The following is a 19536-nucleotide window of genomic DNA, read 5'->3' on the forward strand; positions in this document are numbered from 1 at the left end:
GCGCATCCCGGCCCTGCGGCGAGCCGAGCGGGCCGCCGGGCACGCGTCACGGCGCCCGGCCGCCACATAGGTGACCAGGTGGGGGTTAGGGTTCTTGGCATGCCTACCGCACTGATCACTGGCGCCACCGCGGGCATCGGCGCCGCCTTCGCCCGCCGGCTGGCCGCCGACGGTTTCGCTCTGGTCCTGGTGGCGCGCGACGAGCACCGGCTCGGTGAGAGCGCCGATCAGCTCAAGCTCAGGTACGGGGTCGCGGTCGAGACCCTGCCCGCCGATCTGGCCTCCGGCGAGGGCCTGGCCCTGGTGGAGGCCCGCTGCCGGGAGGGGGTCGACCTGCTGGTCAACAACGCCGGTTTCGCGCAGCGGCACGACTTCCTGGACACGCCGGTCGAGGACGAGCTGCGGATGCTCAAGGTGCACTGCGAGGCGGTGCTGCGGCTGACGCTGGCGGCGCTGCCGGGGATGCGCAAGCGCGGTAAGGGCGCGGTGGTCAACGTCGGTTCGGTGGCGGGTTTCTTCACCCGCGGCTCCTACAGCGCCTCGAAGGCCTGGGTGGCCAATTTCAGCGAGTCCACCGCGGCCGCGATCAGCGAGCCGGGGGTCAAGGTGATGGCGCTGTGCCCGGGGTTCGTGCGGACGGAGTTCCACCAGCGCGCTTCGATCGACATGTCGGGCACGCCGGGTTTCATGTGGCTCAACGCCGACCGGGTCGTGGACGAGGCGCTGCGTGATCTGGCGCTGGGCAAGTGGGTGTCGGTGCCGTCGCTGCGCTACAAGGCGGTCGTCGCGGTCGGCAGGTTCGTGCCGCGCCGCCTGGTCGCGGAGATCTCCTCGCGCATCGGTCGCCGCTGACCCCTCCCGGCTCGTACGCGGGAAGGCCGCGCGGGATCGCGCGGGCCGGGCACGGGACGGGCCCTCGCCGCGGGAGGGGGTCGCGATGAGGGCCCTTACGGCCGCGGGCAGTGCCCGCGGCCGGGTATCGACGCCGGCGTGCGGGGCGGTCAGCGCCCGGCGTTGGCCGGGTGGCCGATGGCCAGGCCCGAGGTCGGGTCGAAGAAGTGCATGTTGTGGGTGTCGATGACCAGGTTGACGCTCTGGCCGGGGCGCACGTGGCTGCGGGCGTTGACGCGGGCGGTCCACAGCGACTTGTCGCCGGACAGCGGCAGCGTGGCCTCCTCGTCGTCGCCCGTGTCGGCGGCGGCGACGGTGTCCTTGTGCTCCACCGGCGGGGCGTCGATCAGGAACAGCACGTTGATCTCGGAGCCGAGCTCCTCGGTGACCTCGGCCTTGGCCGGGATCGTCGCCCAGCCGTTGTCGGCGTGGGCGCCGGCGGAGGCGGCGTCCTCGAAGTCGGACGGGCGGATGCCCAGGATGATCTTCTTGCCGAGGTACTGGTCGAGGCCGGGCTTGTCGCTGAACGTGGACTGCGGGATGGGCAGCTTGTAGCCGGCGAAGGCCACCGCGGCGCCGCCGTCGCGGACCAGTTCGGCGGTGACGAAGTTCATCGACGGCGAGCCCATGAACCCGGCGACGAACAGGTTGACCGGCCGGTCGAAGAGGTTCTGCGGGGTGTCGACCTGCTGGAGGAGGCCGTCGCGGAGCACGCAGACGCGGTCGCCGAGGGTCATGGCCTCGACCTGGTCGTGGGTGACGTAGACGGTGGTGACGCCGAGGCGCTCGTGCATCTGGTTGAGCGAGGCGCGCATGGAGACGCGGAGCTTGGCGTCCAGGTTGGACAGCGGCTCGTCCATGAGGAAGGCCTGCGGCTCGCGGACGATGGCGCGGCCCATGGCGACACGCTGGCGCTGACCGCCTGACAGGGCGGCGGGCTTGCGCTTGAGGTAGGTCTCCAGGCCGAGCATCTTGGCCGCGTCCTGGACCCGCTGCTGGATCTCGGCCTTGGGCATCTTGCGCAGCTTGAGGCCGAAGGCGAGGTTCTCCTCGACCGTCATGTGCGGGTAGAGCGCGTAGTTCTGGAAGACCATGGCGATGTCGCGGTCCTTCGGCGGCAGGTGGTTGACCACCTTGTCGCCGATGGAGATCTCGCCGCCGCTGATGTCCTCCAGGCCGGCGATCATCCGCAGCGCGGTCGACTTACCGCAGCCGGAGGGGCCGACCAGCACCATGAACTCGCCGTCCTTGATCTCAAGGTTGAGCCCGTTCACGGCCTTGACGCCACCGGCGTAGATCTTGTCGACGTCTTTCAAAACGATGGATGCCATGACAGTCCTTCGCGCAGGGCGATGGCCCCGATAGTCGGTGCGGGGGTTCCGCGTTCTTGGATACGTTTTCAAGCATCTCACCGCGAAAGGGCCTTCTGTGTCAAGAGTCCCGTGTATACAGGCGATGTGGGTACGACCGACTTCCGGAAACGCGGAAAGCATGATGGAATCGTTTCCATGGAGAAGCGGGCGACGATCAAGGATGTGGCCGAGGCGGCGGGCGTAGGCATCGCCACCGTGTCCAGGGTGCTGTCAGGCGGCTCGGCCAGCCCCGGGACCCGGGAGCGGGTGCTGGCCGTCGCCGCGCAGCTCGACTACCGGCCCAGCGCCGCCGGCCGCAACCTGCGCCAGCGCCGCACCGGGGGCCTCGGGCTGCTCGTCCCGGATCTGACCGACACGTTCTTCGGCCTGCTCGCCGAGGGCGTGCTCGCCTACGCGCGCTCGGCCGGCGAGCCGGTCGTGCTGGGCTCGACCGGCGACGACCCGGAGCAGGAGTCCGAGATGGTCGGCATGCTGCTGGAGCAGGGCGTGGACCGGGTGGTCGCGGTCCCGTCCGGTGACCCCGGGACCTGGCGGCCGGCCGTCAGGGCGGGCATGACCGTGGTCTTCGCCGACCGCCTGCCCGGGGAGAGCCCCGACCCGGCCGCCGAGGGGCCCGACCACGACCTCATGCTTCTCGACGGCCTGCCGCCGGCCCCACCGGCACGCCCGCTGGACGCCCCCGCCGTGCTCGCCGACGACCGGTCCGGGATCCGCACGGCGGTGCGCTACCTGAAAGGGCTGGGCCACCGGCGCATCGCCTATCTCGGCGGCCCCGGGCACGAGCGGCGGGTGGCGGCGTTCCGCGAGGCGGTGGGCGCGCCCGTGGACGAGGAGCTGATCGTGTTCGCCACCGGGAGCCGCGACTCCGCCTACGCGGCGGCGGCCGGGCTGTTCCAGAGCCGGCCCGACCTGTCGGCGATGGTGGCCGGGGGCAACGCGCTCGGCGAGGCCGCGGTGCTGGCGGCGCGGGAGCTGGACCTGCGGGTGCCACGGGACGTCTCGCTCGTCATGTACGACGACGTCCCGTGGGCCGAACTCTGCTCGCCCCCGCTGACGGTGATCGCCCAGCCGGGGCGCGAGATCGGATACCGCGCGGCGGAACTGGTCCTGCGCGCGGGCACCCGCCGCCCGCGCACGGTGGTGCTCCCCACCGAGCTGATCGTCCGGGGCAGCTGCGGACCCCACCGCTGAATCCTCCCGAGCGTCGCCGTCAGGTCGCGAGGGTGCGGGAGGCGACGAGCCGGGCGGACTGGAAGCCCTCGACGCGGACCGTCCGGGCGGCGGCCAGGCCGGGGACGACCACGGTGACCGTGTCCTGGGTCACGTCGGCCGAGAGCCGCGGCCTGCCGTCCAGGTAGACGTCCGCCCGGTCCAGGAGGCTGGTGCGCAGGGTCAGCTCGTTCGCCGCGCCGACGACGCGCACGTCGAGGCGGCGTACCGGAAGCGCCGCGAGCAGCTCGCCCGCGCGGGCGAGCAGGTCCTGGTTGCCGGCCAGGAGGTCCCGGCGGGTCATGCGGTGGCGGTGGCCGGGCCGCACGCCGAGATCCTCGACGGGCGTGCCGGCCAGCGCGTGGACGCGCAGGGTGCGCCGGATCGACACGCGCATGCCCGCACCGCCCGGCAGCGGCCGGTAGGGCGAGCCGGGCGCGGGCGAGGGCAGTTCCAGCAGGAGCTTGAGCAGCTCGTGCGTCCACACGTTGGCGCCGCCGGCGCCGGTGTTGTCGTCCACGCCGAGGACCGGGCCGATGCCGTGGTCCTGGAAGCCGGCGGCGAAGATGTCGGTCGCGGAGTAGCAGCGCGCGTCGGTGACGAGCACGACCGGGCCGTGGTAGCGCTGGCCGATCGCGTTGGCCCCGGCCGCGGGGGTGATGGGGAAGCCGGCCGAGTGCGCGGCGCCGATCTCCAGGGCCTGGTTCATGGACGGGCACCACGGGCCGAGGTCGATCTGCCCGGTCGGGTTCTCCTCGTGCTGCGCGCAGATGCGGGCGTTCAGCGGCGTGGTGACGAACTGCGTCGGCTCCGGGGTGATCGGATGCGGCGTGAGCGTCTGCAGCAGGAACTCGGCGGCGTGGATGTGCCCGCCTCCGTTGCCGCGCACGTCGACCACGAGCCCGTTCTGCGGCAGCAGGCCGGCGAGCCGGACGAACTCGCCGACGAACGCGCCGGGGTCGTTGGTGTTGAACGTGAACACGCGCAGATGGCCGAACGTGCCCGAAGGGGTGGCCACGGCGCGCGCCTTGAAGAACGCCGGCATGGACGTCGGGAGGTCGGCCCCGGGGCCGGCGGGCTCGGCGGGAACGTCCGCGATCTCCGCGGTGAGCGCCCGGGGGACGTAGAGCATCCTGAGCGCGCGGCCGATCTCGTCGGTGCCCAGGTCGAGCCCCTGCGACACGGCCGCCGTGGTGAGCGCGCCCGCGTCGACGAACGGCGGCAGGTTCGCCGTCACCCGCCACGGCTCCCGCAGCTCCCTGGCTATCCCGTCCCGGCCCAGGTAGCCGAGCGTCACCCAGGACTCGTCGGGCGGCAGGTGGATCACCAGCGGCCGGATGGTCAGCGACTGCAGCCCGCGCGAGTGCCGGGCCGCCGGGTTGCCGCCCGCGTACCGCGCGGCGTTGGCGTCCACTGCCGCGCCGATCGGGGTGCCGTTCCAGTGGGTGACCTCGACGCCCGGCTCGAACCCCGGCGCGGAGAAGCCTTCGACGATCCTGGTCACGAGATAGCGCGGGCCGCCGTCCTCGTGGCACTCCTCGACGAGGAACGGGAGATAGGCGACCTTGCTCGCGTACGGCTCCGGGAGCAGGTAGTTGGTGTGCAGGTCGCGTACGGAGTGGAAGATCTCCGACAGCTCGGCGTGGAAGCGCGGCTCGGGCTCCGTCGTCTCCGGCGTCTGCCGGCTGAGCCTCAGCGCCAGCAGCCGGAGCCGCTGGACCGGGTTGACCGCGTACATGGCGGTCTTCAGCGGCAGGTGGGCGTAGTTCTGCTCGATCAGCACCAGCGCCTGCTCCACCAGTGTGCGCCGGTCGGCGAGCGTCAGCGTGCCCGCCGTGTCCAGGAAGTCCCGCAGGTCCACCGCGTCGGCCAGTCGCTTGGCCTGACCGGTCGCGCCGTCGTCGATCCCCATGTCGTCTCCCGCCCCGTGTGCCTGTCCGACACGGGTCAAGCTCTCAGAGCGCGACGGCGGCCGCGTCAGGTGGCGCCCTAGGGTTTTCCCTAGGGCGCGTGCTCCCGAGTCGTCAGAGGACCTTCTCGATGGCCGCCAGGATCGCCGGGTCCGTCGGGACGGTGCGGGGGCGGAAGCGGCCCACCACCGCGCCGTCCCGGTCGACGAGGAACTTCTCGAAGTTCCACTGCACGTCGCCGGTCTCGCCCTCGGCGTCCGGCGCCTCCACGAGCCGCTCGTACAGGGCGTGCCGGTCGGGGCCGTTGACGTCGGCCTTGGCCAGCAGCGGGAAGTCGACCCCGTACGTGGTCGAGCAGAACTCCTGGATCTCCTCGGCGCTGCCAGGCTCCTGCCCCATGAACTGGTTGCAGGGCATGCCGATCACGCTGAGCCCGCGCGGCCCGTACTCCTGATGGAGCTTGACGAGGTCGGTGTACTGCGGGGTGAGGCCGCACTTGGAGGCCACGTTGACGATGAGCACGGCCCTGTCGCCGGCGAGGGCGGCCAGGGTGGTGGGTTCGTCCGCCAGAGTGCGGACCGGGATGTCACGAACGTTCATGGTCCGACCTTACGAGATGCCTGTCAGGCGCAAAACGTGACCTAATCCACATTTATCACTCAAAGGTCCAGCAACAGCTATATATCGAGATCTTTACTGACGCATGGCATTTCCATGGTCAATTCGCAGTAAAGGCGACAAGTCCGGCAGGGTGGCGCGGTCCCCGATTCCTGCGAAAGGGAACCCGCATGCCCATGCTCCGCCGTACCAGCGTCCTGCTCCTGAGCTCCACGCTCATGGTGGCGGGCGGCGCCACGGCCGCACAGGCGCAGAGCTCCCAGGCGAGTGCGACCAGCACGAGCGGCAAGAACAAGTCCATCGCCAAGAAGATGGTGAACAAGCGCGGCTGGAACAGCACCCAGTTCAGGTGCCTCGTCAAGCTCTGGGCCCGCGAGAGCGGCTGGAACCACCTGGCCGGCAACCGTTCGTCCGGCGCCTACGGCATCCCCCAGGCGCTGCCCGCCGGCAAGATGGCCTCCCACGGCAGCGACTGGCGCACCAACCCCAGGACGCAGATCTCCTGGGGCCTGAGCTACATCAAGAAGAGGTACGGCACGCCGTGTCGCGCCTGGGCCCACTTCCAATCCCGCCACTGGTACTGATCCAAACCCCAGGCTTGCGCGCGTTTCGCGGAAAGCGCGGGCCATCGAGGCGCCGGGCCGGTCCATCCAGGCCCAACGAGAGCGCCATATCTCCGCGTCGATCACGCAAACACCTGTCCTCGGCGTGCCCCGGGTTCTGACCGCGCGTCCCGGCGCGTACTAGAAACCGGCTCAGAGGACATGTCGTGGAGCCCTCCGGGCCGTCCGGTGAGAAACCGGACGGAACAGGATCCCGGAGGGCCGCGCGGACCCTTCTCGTCCGAGCCACGGACGCGGACCGGCAGGGGCGCCGGGGAAGCGAGAGCGCCCGTCCGCACGCGACCCGACCGCGAGGATCGAATTGGACAGCAAGCGCACGCTACGCAGCACGGTCGTGACCATGACCGCGTTCACCGCCGCATTCTGCGGCATGGAGAGCGCGGCGGCGGCCGGCACCGAGAGCAGTCACGACGCGCCGGTGGCGCAGGTCCGTACGTGGCGGACCGCCGCCGAACCACGCGTCCCGGCCCACCTGCCGAGGAGCCGGAGCAAGCGGTTCGCCCTGGACCAGGTGGTGCGCAGGTCGTGGAGCCTGCGCGAGTTCCGTTGCCTGGACAACCTGTGGACCAGGGAGAGCGGCTGGAACCACCGCGCCGTCAACCGTTCGTCGGGCGCCTACGGCATCCCGCAGGCCCTGCCCGGCGGCAAGATGCGGGGAGCCGGCAGCGACTGGCGGCACAACCCGAGAACCCAGATCCGCTGGGGCCTGGCCTACATCAAGGGGAGATACGGCAGGCCGTGCGGCGCCTGGGGGCACTTCCGCTCACACAACTGGTACTAGCGGACGCCGGAGGGCATCCGCGGCTCACCGGGTGCCCTCCCTCCTGGCCGGGTGCACCGCGATCGCCTGGATGAGCAGCTCCACCCCGAAGGCGAACTCGGCCTCGTGATCGCAGGAGCCCAGCAGCTCCGACAGCGCGCTCACCTCGGGGAACAGCTCGGGGTCGATCTCCTCGGCGTCGATCGCCGCCTTGCGGACGGGCGCGAAGGACGGGGTGACGCCCACCTCGCGCAGCAGCGAGCCGACGATGAAGGCGATGAACAGCCGCAGCACCCGCACCGCGTCCACCCCGTCGAACCCGGCGCTGCGCAGCGTGGCCAGGGCCCGCTCGACGGGCAGCAGCCCGGCGTTGGTGTGGAGCTGGCGGCTGACCACGAGCATGGTGCAGCGCGGGTAGTGGTGGGCGATCTGCCGGAAGGCCCGCGCCTGCATGCGGACCCGGTCGGACCAGTGGGCCTCCGGGTCGTCGGTGAACCCGATCTCGCTGAGCACGCTCTCGGCCACGCCGTCGAGCAGGGCGCCCTTGTTGGGCACGTGGTTGTAGAGCGACATCACGCCGACGCCCAGCTCCGAGGCGATGCGCCGCATGGAGACCGCGTCGGCGCCCTCGCGCTCGATCAGCTCGACCGCGGCGGCGACGATCCGGGCCCGGGACAGCGGCTGGGAGGTCATGGCTCATTGTATTGACGCGCGTACGGCGTACGTGCCAGCCTCGGAGGGGAACGTACGGTGTACGTCACCCTCCGGAGGTCCGATGTCGACCCACGAGCTCTACACCATCCCCGCCGGCCTGGCCACATGGAACGTGGAGATGGCCGGAACCACGAAGTTCACCTGGGAGTACGACGACGGCAGGGACCGCATGCTCGCCTTGTACCAGAAGGGCAAGGACAAGCAGTGGGACTCGACCAAGCGCATCGACTGGGACCTGGAGGTCGACCCGTACGACATCCTCGGCATCCCCGACCAGACCATCGCCATCTACGGCACCCCGCTGTGGGAGCGGATGGACGACCGGCAGCGCAAGGACGTGCGGCTGCACAACGCCGCCTGGCAGTTCTCCCAGTTCCTGCACGGCGAGCAGGGCGCGATGATCTGCTCGGCCAAAATCGTGGAATCGGTCCCGGACCTGGACTCCAAGTTCTACGCCGCCACCCAGACGATGGACGAGGCCCGCCACGCCGAGACCTACGCCCGCTTCCTCCAGGAGAAGGTCGGCCTCGCCTACCCGATCAACCCGTACCTGAAGTCACTGCTGGACTCCACGCTGAGCGACTCCCGCTGGGACATGCCGTACCTGGGGATGCAGGTGCTGATCGAGGGCCTGGCACTGGCCGCGTTCGGGGTGATGCGCGACATCACCACCAAGCCGCTGCCCAAGCAGATCCTCGCCTACGTCATGCAGGACGAGGCCCGCCACGTCGCCTTCGGCCGGATGGCGCTGCGCGACTACTACCGGCAGCTGTCGGAGACCGAGCTGCGCGAACGCGAGGACTTCGTCATCGAGGGCTGCTACCTGATGCGCGACCGCCTGCGCGGCCGCGAGACCTGGGAGAACCTCGGCCTCACCAAGGCCGAGGTGGACGAGGCCATGGTCGCCGTGGACCAGTCGGAGTACCTGCGGCTCTTCCGCTCCCTGCTGTTCAGCCGCATCGTGCCGTGCGTCAAGGACATCGGGCTGTGGAGCCCGCGGCTGCAGCAGGCGTACGCGGACATGGGCGTGCTGGAGATGGCCGGCCAGTCGCTGGAGGCGCTGATGAAGCAGGACGAGGACATCGCCGACCGGCTGGACGCGGCCCGCTTCGCGGAAGAGGAGGCCGAACGGCACGCCGAGGTGTCCGAAACGATCGCCCTGGGCACCGACGCCTGACCCCTCAGCCGCCCGCCCTCGCCAGCCGATCCACCAGACGCGGATGCACGAAGTGGTAGACCTCCGGGCCGACCTGCCTGAGCAGGCCGGCCGCCACGGCGGCGTGAAGCAGGGCCGGCACCTCCATCCCCTTGATGCCGGACCGGCGGAACACGGTCCGGATGTCCGGGTCTTCGCTGCTGAAGATCTCCTGCCCGGTCCCGGCAAGCAGCCCCGCGATACCCGAGAGCGCCGTGGCCACCGCGTCCGCGGCGAACCCGGCCTCGGCCGTCCTGCGGATCGCCCAGCCGGCGAACCACGGCAGGAAGTCCACCGGCTGGTCGGGCAGGTCGTCGATCCAGGCCGGATCGCCGGTCAGCGCGGAGAGCAGCTGGGGCGAGCCGAGCAGGGCGTCGGTCAGGTTCAGCAGCCGCCCCGGGTCGGCGCCGTGCTCACCGAGCACCCGGTGCAACAACCTCCGGCCCTCCTCCGGCACCACCCCTTCCACCGTGAGCACCCGGAACCCCGGACGCGCCTGCGCCGGCCGCGGGTCCGTCATGATGATGCCGGCCCCGGCCAGGTCGGCCCAGCGCACCAGCCGCGTCACGATGGCCTCCCGGCCCGCGTCGCCGGTCTCCTCCAGCCCGTCGAGCACGAGAACCAGAGACCCCCGCTGGACGACCGCGTTCGCGTCCGCGATCGGGATCTGGTACTCGCTCACCAGCGCGTGCGTCAGCCTCCGGTCGAACTCCGCGATGTCCGTCCTGAGTGCCCGGAACGGGAGCAGGACCGCCACCCCCGCATCCGGGTCGCCGGCCTCGTTGTGCCGCCGCGCCAGCCGGGCGGCCAGAACGGACTTGCCCGCGCCCTGCCTGCCGCTGATCAGCAGTCTCGTCCCCTGGGCCAGGATGTCCCCGATCGGGGCGGGACGGGCCTGCGTCTCCTCGGGGAAGCGGACCAGCGGCGTCAGGAGCGCTCGTTCCTCGCCCGCGACCCCGCCCGCGCGCCGGCGGACCCGCTCGGCCAGCGTGGCGAGCGCGTCGTCCAGGGCGTCCCGGCTCAGCCGGCTCTCCTCGGGCACCGTCTCCTCCGAGACCCGGCGCTCCTCTCGCGGCGGCGCGACGGTGTCCACGAGATCGCCCGACTGCGGCACCGGCGACTCGCGGACCAGGTCGATGTAGGCGCTGACGCTGTCAGGCACACTGGTGCCCGAGGCGGCGAGCTCGCTCACGATGCGCAGCGGCAGCGCGGGCCAGTCAGGCCGCTGTTCCTCTCCCGCCGTCTCCAGATCCTCGGCGACCCGCTTGAGCAGGGTCGGATCATTCATGAGCCGGGCGTAGAAGTCCGCGTCGCCGTCCCTGATCAGGAGCACCGCCGCGAGGACGCGGACCTCGTACGGGTCGAGCTTCCTGGCCCGCGCCACCCGGTCCTGCAGGACGAGCACGTTGACGAAGCGCTTGATGGCCCTCGGGTTGGCCCGTAACCCGCGGGCGAGCAGGCTCTTCGCTGCCTGGATGTCGTGGTTGAGCAGCCCGTCCAGATAGGCGGCGAAGGCGTCGGCCGAGAGTCTCGGCATCTCGAAGGGAAACTGCACGATCTTGTCGAGGTACTCGCCCAGCGGGTCCTGGTACTTCTCCTGCAGCGCCGCCACCAGCGGCACCTTGGCCACGCCGAGGACGAAGACGCAGTTGTCGCGGTTGAAGTACAGCTTCAGTGCCTCCAGCAGGGCGGTGATCTGGTCCACGTGGCACCGGTCCAGGTCGTCGATGAACACCACCAGGCGGCTCTTCTTCCGTTCACGCAGAACCGTCGCGATCAGCCTGCTCAGGTGCTGGTCCAAGCGAGAGCGTTCGGATCGAAGGCGGAAGTTCTCCTCTCCGTACGCCTTCAGGGCACGTTGCACGAAGGGCGGGTTGACATTGATCGTGGACGAGAGGATCAGGGAGCCCAGCGCCTCGGAGACAGTGCGCAGCGCCCCGGTGACGTTCTCTCTGCCGTCCAGCCCGAGATCGGTGACGATCGCATGGAGCAGGGGCAGCACCGGGTTCTCGTCGTACTGGTGCAGCCAGGAGTCGAACCACACCGTGGCGCATCCGGAGGAGTCGTCGTCCAGCCGGGCGCGCACCTGGTGGAGCATCGAGGTCTTGCCGCTCCCCCACTCACCGAACACCCCGATGACCATGGGCGGGGTCGCCGACCGGGCGAGCTCTGCGAGACAGTCGACGTACTCGTACCTCTTGAGAGCGTCTTCCATGACTGGTTCGTCGCTGAGGGTGAATCCGCGGGATTCGCTTGCCCGGTCCCCCTGAGGCGTCATGTCGCCGATCGTCGACTTCTTCCGTCGCCGCCTCAGGAGCAACAGGGACACCAGGTGGATCGCCATGACGGCCACCAGCAAGCCGGGCCAGTAACGCTCCAGCAGGGAAGAGGCGTGCACGACGACCACGGGACGGCGGTCGACGCCGGCCTGCGAGATGAGCACGAGCAGCATCGGCAACGCCCATGCCCACCGTCCACGCACCATGCTTCGATTCAACACACGGCGAACGCGGAGGGCCAGATCGTCAGTTCTCGGGCCGGGTCGTGGTGAGAAGTTCGGCCTGCGCTGTCAACCGTGGAGGAAGCGGCTTGCGGCTCGCGGTCTGCTGGGCTTGCCGTGCCAGGCGTGCCGCCTCCGCATCCCGCCCCGCCGTCTTCATGACGCGTGCGGTCCGCAGCAAGGTTGCGGCGTCGCTGTCCGCATCCACGATCGGCAGTACCCTGACCGCCCTCTTCACGTCTCCGCTCAGCGCCAGAGCGAGCGCGTAGGCGGCGCGGGTGGAGGCCAACTCATGAGGCCGGACCCGATCGAGATCGCGCAGCGCGGCCTGAGGCTCGACATCCGAGAGGATCTCACCACGGACGCGCAGCGCCTCGACCTGGTTGTTTCCCGAGCGAAGCGCCACGTCCAGCATGTCGACCGCGCCGCTTTCATGCCCGATGTACCACAACGCCCAGGCCAGCTCAGTGAGGATCACCGGTTCCGGACTCCGCGTGACCGCTCCCCGCAACTCATCGACGGCAGCTTGGTAGGCGCCTTGATCGACCAGGATCCGGCCGACGGCGGCCAGGAGGGTAGCGACGATGCGGTCAGTGCCGCGGAGCATGGTGTACGTCTTCGCCGCCTTCCGATAGTGCGCGATCGCCCCGTCGAAGTCGTTCTGCAGGTAGGCCGCGTCTCCTGCCAAGGAGTGGACGCGAGCTCGTTCCCTGGCGTCGGCTGGGCTCACGAGAGCCCGCTCCGCCTGCTTGGCGGCGAACTCGAACCAGCCCCGCTGCAACGCGGCCTCGATGGTCGACAGGTGATGGGGTGGCTCCGGCGGCTGCCGTCCGAACGACATGCTCAAGAAGGGCGGCGCTAGGCGTGCGGGCATCTCGTAACACTGTTTCTCGCCGTAGCGCAGGATCCGGCCTTGAACAAGCGCCTGTATGACTGGTGGCGGGAGCTCCCCGTCATCCGTCCCGTAGGTCGCGATCTGGCGCAACCACGCGGCCAACTGCTTCACGTCCCCGTCCAACCGATCGCGCGCCACCTCCTGGAGGATGCGATCACAGTGCTCGGCCAGCACTTCGTTCACGTCCACGAGGTCCGCGGCCGTGATGGGGATGCTCCTCTCACTCGTGGACTTCCACAGAGCCCCGCAGACCAGTTGAAGATGAGCCGGCTCCACGCCGGCGGAGTCGGCCCGCAGGTCTTTCACGAGTTTCTCGGCCACGCCGGGAGCGAACTCTCGTCCGATGTTCGCGAGTGGCCCTCGACATGCCTCCAGGGCGGCATCGACGGTGAGCGGCCCGAGCCGGACGGACGCCTCCGAGCTCATGTGCGCGCGCAGTCCTTCATGGTGTCGCAGCTGCTCGAAATGCTCATCTGCGATGACGACGAGGAGATTCAGCGGGAGATTTCCGCTGAGCGCGGCACTCAACTGGTCGAGAAGATGGATGTGACTGTCCGGATGCCGACGGAACGCGGTGAAGAGTTCCTCCGCGTGGTCGAACACGGCCATGGCCGTCCCACCGTTCGGGTTCCAGTGGTGCCAGCGCAGAAAAGTGCTGATGGTGAGGCCGGAGAACCGGAGTGGGTGCTCGTACGGCGACCATGACGACATCAGGGCGAAGGCGTGCGGATCGCTGTCGTCGAGGATGGCGGCGGCCGGCACGACGGAGGGGCGCCGCACGCTCCCCGGCGGCAACACGTCAGAGCTTCTCAGAAGAGGCAGCACACCGGCCGCCACCAGCGACGTCTTCCCCACACCCGAGGGGCCGTGCAGAATCGTCAGCCGGTGATGCCGCCACAGGCGCGCGAGAGTGTGGGCCTCGGTTTCCCTCCCGAAGAATCGCGCCGCGTCCTCTCGGCGATAGGCGGTCAGGCCGACATACGGCTCGAGGCCGCTGCCGCTGGAAGGCATTGCCACACCCGCCCGCAGATGTAATCGCACCAGTACGCCGTTCGTCATCACCGTTCATGACGAAGATCCTGCACCCCGGATGCGGGGAGTTCAGGTGACTCAACCATACTTGCCCAAAGCCCGAAGGTTGCAAAATACGCAACCGGGAGGAACGCTCGAGCGGCATTCGGCTGAGTTCCGGGTCAGGGGCGCCCGCAGTCCGGCACCATCGACCTTCGAGACTCCTCCCTGGTGATCCTTACATCTCGAATACGGCCATCCGTAAAGCGGGGATGGCAGTCGCTTCCCCACGCGGGCAGCCCTTACATGTTCTCCTCGTCTTGCCGCCATCACCAACACAACAGCGCTAAACGCTGTTTTCGCCGTTCAAACTCGACAGCGAACGAAGCGTCAGCTGGGTGTGCGGGTGGTCACTGCCCAGCTCTTTTGTTTGTTGCGTAAGGAGCTGTCGGAAGGTGTGCTCGGCCCCGGTCCGGTCGCCCCGCTTCGCCAGCACCCAGGCGAGCTCATATCGCGTGGCAAGGGTTGCCTGATAGTCGGCACCTAAACTCGTTTCCTGATCTCGGAGCACCGCCCGGAAGAGATTCTCGGCCTCGGCTAGATCTCCCCGTCCCGCTACGGTCCGCGCGATCTCGTAACGGGTGGCCAGCGTACGCTCGTCAGCAACACCCAATTCAGTTTCCTGATCGCGCAGCAACGCGCGAAGGAGGTGTTCGGCCTCGGCGGACCCCTTCTCCTCTGCCACGAAGCGCGCGTGGTCAGCCCGGATATCCAATAGTTCCGTGTCGCCGTCCGGCACCGTGGACAACAACTCGTGGTAGATGTGTTCGGCCTCGGACTTCCTGTCGACATACTGATACGCACCCGCCTGTATCCGCCGCAGGGACCGGGCGACAGGGTGATCGGCGGCAAGGCTGGGCAGATGTTTTATCGCGGCCTCCGTTATTTTCACCGAGGCTTCGTACAAACCGGCCCACAGCAGCATCGTCGCCGCGACGTACGCGGTGCTCATCAGGTTCTCGAGTACGGGTCCACGCACTTGCGGTCCGGCCACGTCCAGCATTTCCTCAAGATGGGCCGACCACTTCTGCCATGCCGGCCGACGTGCAGGCCCATCCGCCTGCAGGTCTGCGGTCGCGTGCACCAGCAGTTCCGTGGCAGCGGAAGCAGTACGGTCGGTCTCCACATAATCGAGACGCTCGCGAACCGTCTCGGCGACCAGAGGGTTGACCATCACATCGGCGACCCCCTCCGCCGTCGCACCGTCCGCTGTCAGCAACGGTGCCTGGATCAACCCCACCGAGAGCAATGCTTCCAGCCCCGCGACAACCCCGGCGCGATCAGGACTGCCGCAGGCCCTGCCGAGGATGGCATGATCCAGCCCACTCACCGGTATGGGAACGGCGGGCGCGAACCAAGCCAGCACCCCCAGCAGACCTCGCGCCTGCCCCACTCCCGCCGTCTCCAGTTGAGCCAGCGACAGTTCCCATGTCCGGCCCACCACGACCCGATCGTCCACCTCACCTGCCGTACCGCCCAGTACGGCAGTCCCCTCGGACTCCAGGACCTGTCGGTAATCAGCGAAGGATTGCTGCTGAGCGAAAGGAGACGCCAATTGTGACCCGGCATGGTGCAACGCAAGGACCAGGCCTGCCAGCCGTTCGGCCAGAGCCTCGGCCTCGGTGATGTCACCGGCCCCAGGAGCCAGGTCCACCAGCACCTGGCCACCGTGCTTCTTGCTCAGACACCCCACAAGGTGAAGTTCGGACCCGTGTCCCCAGTGCCGCGGATCACCGTCGCGTGTGCTGACCAGAACCAGCCCGGATCTCGACCCGCGTAGCCACCCGTTGCCATCCCCCACCGTGCGGCCGGCCGTCTCCAACTTCGCGACGTCATCAGCGTCATCGATCACGAGCAGCCAGTCTCGATGGGCCTCCAGCACCTGCCACAGCACGTCGCATGCAGGCTGGCGGCCGGTTCTGGCCTCATCGACCTGCCAGTCGTCCGCTCCCAACGCCCGCGCCAGAACCAGCAGCGAGCCGGACAGGTTCGCCGCGTCCACCGCCGAGGCCCACCAGACCGGACGCCCGTCCTGTACCGCCAGTTCGGCCAGTTGCAGGGCCACGGTGGATTTGCCCGTGCCTCCCAAGCCCGCCAGCACATGCACTCGGCCGTCCGGCCCCGCCAGCAACACCCGCAGCTGCTCCAGCAGAGGTTCGCGGCCTCGTACTCGCTTCGGCAGGCGTCCCAGCGGAGGGAACAACACTCCGTGCGCTCGCGTTGCGCCCGGTGCGCTCTTCCCGGGAGAGTAATAGTTGTTGATGTTCAGATTACGGCCGGCGTTGAAGCCGTCCCTCTGTGCAGTGGTGTTCTGGCGCGTCCCGGCTTGAGGGAGAGGCTCGTCAGCCATCTGGCGACGACTTCGCCTTAGACTGATCCACGGTCATATTGCCAGCCGCCATGAACAGGTCCCGGCGGGCATCCCCGTTTTGCACTACCGTCCCTGGAGAAGCTTGCACCGCCGTCCCCACAGAAGCCTTGTAGGGCTCCCATTCAGCCAGTTCTTGGGCGAACCTCGGGTCGCGCTCGGCATACCAGCACAGCGCCCTGGCAAGTTCGTTGATCGCGTTCTGGTTCGTAGGCGTCGCCATAACCTGCTCCAGCGCATCCTCGGATCGCGGATCTCCTCCGAAAACGCTGCGAATACGTTCCCGGATCTTCTCCACCAGGCTCTTGGTCGCATCTTGCGCGAGTCCCTCAACAGCCGCCCCGCCTGCGATGAGAGCTACCTCACCTGCCACCGCCGCCAGATCCATCTGCGCCACCCTCCCAACACTGATCACCACGCCCCCTACCAACTATTCATAGTCGATATCGCACGGTGGCGGGTGTAATAAATTCTAGAGATTCGGAGCAGCAGGTCCCACGGTCAGCCGGAAATACATGACATATCTATCCGGCATGAGTATCCAGGCATGCCCTATGTGGGCGCTCGCCCGGAGACGACTGAGTCAGACCGCGGATTGGAAGCTGGCAACAACGCCGCTTCCCTCGGCCAATCGCTCCCACACCCTGCTCAGAGCCGAGATGTCAAGACTCTTGAGCGCTTCCAGATCGACTTCACCCACATCGATCAGCCCAGTCGTGGACATATCGCTCATGCTCTCCCCCTGGCCCGTTACGGTCGCCCGTAACACCTGAAATGCTTAACCGTAGCGGTTCTTCACACAGAGTCTCCGGCCATCCATCGCCAAAATCAATCACAGGAGGGAAAATCAAGCAGACAGGAGGCGATTGGTTCATGGATCAGCAGGCCGCTCCACAGGAACCGTTCCAGATGCCGGCGATCTGGGGCAAGAGGATCCCGGGTCGCAACAAGCACTTCACCGGCAGGGAGAATTTGCTCGATCAATTGCGGGCGAGCATCATCTCCACCACCAAAGCGGCTGTCGTGCCTCAGGCCCTGCAAGGGCTGGGCGGGGTCGGGAAGACCCAGCTGGCGATCGAATACGCGTGGCGCTATCGCGGTTCCTACGACCTGGTCTGGTGGGTGCCGGCAGACCAGCCGATGCTCGTGCCGAGCACGCTCGCGACCCTCGCCGAGGATCTCAAGCTGCGTCCGGCGAACAGCGTCGGCATCGAGGAGGCCGCCGCGTCCGTCCGTGACGCGCTGCAGCGCGGCGATCCGGTCGAGCGGTGGTTGCTCATCTTCGACAACGCGGACGAGCCCGAAGAGATCCGCGAGTTCATCCCGGAGGGCGGCCCGGGACACGTGCTGATCACCTCACGCAACAGCCGGTGGAGCGGCGTGGCCGAGACGGTGCCCGTGGACGTCTTCTCCACGGAGGAGAGCGTCGCGTTCCTCCGCAAGCGCCTGCGCAAGGAGGTGCCGCAGAAGGAGGCGGAGCACCTGGCGGGCGAGCTCGGCGACCTGCCTCTGGCGCTGGAGCAGGCGGCCGCCCTCCAGGTCATGACCGGCATGTCGACCGAGGAGTACGTCGAACAGCTCGCCCTGCAGGCCAGCGACCTACTGAACCTCGGCAAATCGACCGAGTATCCGCTGTCGATGACGGCCGCCTGGCAACTTTCGGTGAACGAGATCGAGAACCGGCTCCCCGAAGCCGCGACGATGCTGCGCTGTCTGGCTTTCTTCGGGCCGGACCCGATTCCACGCGCCGTCTTCCGCCGGGGAAGCAAGAGCGGCGTCAAGCTGATGGCCCCCATCCTGGCGAAACCCATCCTGATGGCCCAGGCGTTCGGGGAGCTCAACCGGTTCGCCTTGGTGAAGATCGAAAAGGATGCTGGCACCGTACAGGTGCACCGACTGGTCCAGGCCCTGCTGCGTGATTCCGTGGAACCGGACAAGCGCGAAGAGTACAAGCACGAGGTGCACCTCCTGCTCGCGGGCGGCTCCCCCGGCGACCCGGAGGACACCGCCAACTGGCCCGACTACGCCGACCTGATCCCCCATCTGCGCCCCGCGGGCGTCGTCGAGTGCGCCGACCACGGGGTGCAACGGTTCGCCATCGACATCACCCGCTACCTCTTCCGGGTCGCGAACTACTCCTCGGCGCGAAAGTACGCTGAGGATTTTCTCGTTCACTGGACGGGCATGTCCGAGGAGAACGAGAAGGACGAGAACGTCCTTCGGCTGCGGCGGCACCTGGGGAACATCATGTGGCAGGCCGGCGCCTTCGACGAGTCGCGCGCGCTCAACGAGGAGACCTTCGACTACATGCGCGAGGTCTTCGGTGAGAAGAACGAAGAGACGCTGCGCATCAGGCTGACCATTGCCGCGAACCTCCGTGCCAGGGGGATGTTCCGGGAGGCGTTCCAGCAGGACACTGAGTCGCTGAAGCTGCACGAGGAGGTCTTCGGCAGGGTCGTCCCCGCCACCCTGCGTGTGCTCAACAACCTGGCGCTCGACCACCTCCTGCTCAGCCAGTTCGACTCCGCGCTCGATCTCGCGCAACTGGTCTACATGGAACAGAGCAGCGCCAAGTCCGGGGTCAGCAAGTGGGACCTGCAGGCCTCGTGGAACGGCCTGGCGCGCACGGTCAGGTTGTACGGCGATCACGACCAGGCGTGCGACGTGGGAGAGGAAGCATACGCCCATGGGCAGAGTGAGCTGGGCGTCGAACATCCGCTCACGCTCGTTACCGCCCGTGATCTGTCCATCGCCCGCCGTCGGCGTGGGGACATCGATGGAGCTCTGGAACTCATCGAAGAGACGTACACCAGATTGAACAAGATCTTCGGTCCGGACTACCCGGAGACCGTGGCAACGCAGGTAGCGTTCGGCAACATCTTGCGACAAGCCGGCCGCTCCGAAGAGACGATGGCCATGACGCGACAGGCCTTCGAGCGCTACCGTTCCATCTTCGGCGATGAACATCCGTTCACCTACGGCTGCTTGATGGACCTCGCCTCGCTCTTCAACCTCCGTGGAGACGTCGAGAAGGCGCGAAAGCTTGACCAGAGGGCCCATGACGGGCTGCGAGACAGGCTGGGGCCCAAGCACGCTTACGTCTTCGGCGCTGCCCTCAACCTGACCAGCGACATAGCGGCGCTCGGCGGCATCGCCGAAGCCCGCAAACGGGGCGAGGTCGTCCTGGAGCAGGTGCGCGAGTTCTTCGGGCCCGACAACCTACTGTCCCTTTCGGCAGCCGTGAATCTCGCACTCGACCTGCATGCCGACGGGAAGCCGGAACAGGCGCAGGCACTGTACGAGGACGCGATGCGAGGCTACGAGAGATACACCCCCGAGCACCCGGAAAGGGTCCACGCCTCGAAGCGGAGACGCTTCAGATGGGACTGTGACCCCATCAGCCTCTGAC

General features: G+C 68.3%; 14 protein-coding genes. 6 read left to right on the top strand and 8 right to left on the bottom strand.

All coding sequences use genetic code 11. The features are described 5' to 3' along the window. Positions 1-99 precede the first annotated feature (99 nt). Entirely contained in the window at positions 100-852 is a 753-nt protein-coding gene (locus tag ACQEUU_RS26695) for an SDR family NAD(P)-dependent oxidoreductase (RefSeq protein ID WP_433070893.1), read from the top strand. A gap of 149 nt (positions 853-1001) precedes the next feature. Here the strand turns inward: ACQEUU_RS26695 and ACQEUU_RS26700 are convergent, their stop codons facing one another. Further along, positions 1002-2222 (bottom strand): ABC transporter ATP-binding protein, encoded by a 1221-nt coding sequence (locus ACQEUU_RS26700; protein ID WP_433070895.1) that lies wholly within the window; start codon positions 2220-2222, stop codon positions 1002-1004. 177 nt (positions 2223-2399) lie between these two features. On the opposite strand from ACQEUU_RS26700, the gene ACQEUU_RS26705 reads away from it, so the two are divergent. Next, positions 2400-3455 carry a LacI family DNA-binding transcriptional regulator gene (locus ACQEUU_RS26705; protein WP_433070897.1) on the top strand — a complete coding sequence of 352 codons (1056 nt, stop codon included), beginning with the start codon at positions 2400-2402 and terminating at the stop codon, positions 3453-3455. Positions 3456-3474: 19 nt separating this feature from the next. Here ACQEUU_RS26705 and ACQEUU_RS26710 read toward each other — a convergent pair whose 3' ends face one another. Both ACQEUU_RS26710 and ACQEUU_RS26715 read right to left on the bottom strand, forming a co-directional pair. Beyond that, entirely contained in the window at positions 3475-5385 is a 1911-nt protein-coding gene (locus ACQEUU_RS26710; protein WP_433070899.1) for a S41 family peptidase, read from the bottom strand. 112 nt (positions 5386-5497) lie between these two features. Further along, positions 5498-5983 carry a glutathione peroxidase gene (locus ACQEUU_RS26715; protein WP_433070901.1) on the bottom strand — a complete coding sequence of 162 codons (486 nt, stop codon included), beginning with the start codon at positions 5981-5983 and terminating at the stop codon, positions 5498-5500. 188 nt (positions 5984-6171) lie between these two features. On the opposite strand from ACQEUU_RS26715, the gene ACQEUU_RS26720 reads away from it, so the two are divergent. After that, positions 6172-6585 (top strand): transglycosylase SLT domain-containing protein, encoded by a 414-nt coding sequence (locus ACQEUU_RS26720; protein ID WP_433070903.1) that lies wholly within the window; start codon positions 6172-6174, stop codon positions 6583-6585. Positions 6586-6964: 379 nt separating this feature from the next. After that, a complete protein-coding gene (locus ACQEUU_RS26725; protein WP_433070906.1) occupies positions 6965-7405 on the top strand; it encodes a lytic transglycosylase domain-containing protein in 441 nt (146 codons plus the stop codon). Between the two features lie 24 nt (positions 7406-7429). Here the strand turns inward: ACQEUU_RS26725 and ACQEUU_RS26730 are convergent, their stop codons facing one another. Next, positions 7430-8077: a TetR/AcrR family transcriptional regulator C-terminal domain-containing protein gene (locus ACQEUU_RS26730; RefSeq protein WP_433070908.1), complete on the bottom strand. Its 648-nt coding sequence runs from the start codon at positions 8075-8077 to the stop codon at positions 7430-7432. An 82-nt stretch (positions 8078-8159) separates the two neighbouring features. Here ACQEUU_RS26730 and ACQEUU_RS26735 point away from each other — a divergent pair, with 82 nt between their 5' ends. Then, a complete protein-coding gene (locus ACQEUU_RS26735) occupies positions 8160-9275 on the top strand; it encodes a ferritin-like domain-containing protein (RefSeq protein ID WP_433070911.1) in 1116 nt (371 codons plus the stop codon). 4 nt (positions 9276-9279) lie between these two features. On the opposite strand, the gene ACQEUU_RS26740 is transcribed toward ACQEUU_RS26735, so the two are convergent. The 4 genes from ACQEUU_RS26740 to ACQEUU_RS26755 all read right to left on the bottom strand — a co-directional run bounded on the left by ACQEUU_RS26740 (position 9280) and on the right by ACQEUU_RS26755 (position 16515). Further along, the gene (locus ACQEUU_RS26740) at positions 9280-11778 is read right to left on the bottom strand and encodes a P-loop NTPase fold protein (RefSeq protein WP_433070914.1); all 2499 of its coding nucleotides are present in this window, start codon (positions 11776-11778) and stop codon (positions 9280-9282) included. Between the two features lie 40 nt (positions 11779-11818). Continuing rightward, entirely contained in the window at positions 11819-13747 is a 1929-nt protein-coding gene (locus ACQEUU_RS26745; RefSeq protein ID WP_219545352.1) for a tetratricopeptide repeat protein, read from the bottom strand. Between the two features lie 298 nt (positions 13748-14045). Then, a complete protein-coding gene (locus ACQEUU_RS26750) occupies positions 14046-16109 on the bottom strand; it encodes a tetratricopeptide repeat protein (RefSeq protein WP_433070919.1) in 2064 nt (687 codons plus the stop codon). Continuing rightward, on the bottom strand, positions 16102-16515 hold the full coding sequence (locus tag ACQEUU_RS26755) for a hypothetical protein (protein WP_433070922.1): 414 nt from the start codon (positions 16513-16515) through the stop codon (positions 16102-16104). The genes ACQEUU_RS26750 and ACQEUU_RS26755 overlap by 8 nt, the downstream gene beginning before the upstream one ends. A gap of 485 nt (positions 16516-17000) precedes the next feature. On the opposite strand from ACQEUU_RS26755, the gene fxsT reads away from it, so the two are divergent. Next, complete coding sequence (gene fxsT / locus ACQEUU_RS26760; protein WP_433070925.1) at positions 17001-19535, top strand: FxSxx-COOH system tetratricopeptide repeat protein; 2535 nt, start codon at positions 17001-17003, stop codon at positions 19533-19535. Position 19536 lies beyond the last annotated feature (1 nt).

The sequence above is a fragment of the Nonomuraea sp. CA-218870 genome (genome assembly GCF_050936535.1).
Taxonomy (GTDB): domain Bacteria; phylum Actinomycetota; class Actinomycetes; order Streptosporangiales; family Streptosporangiaceae; genus Nonomuraea; species Nonomuraea corallina.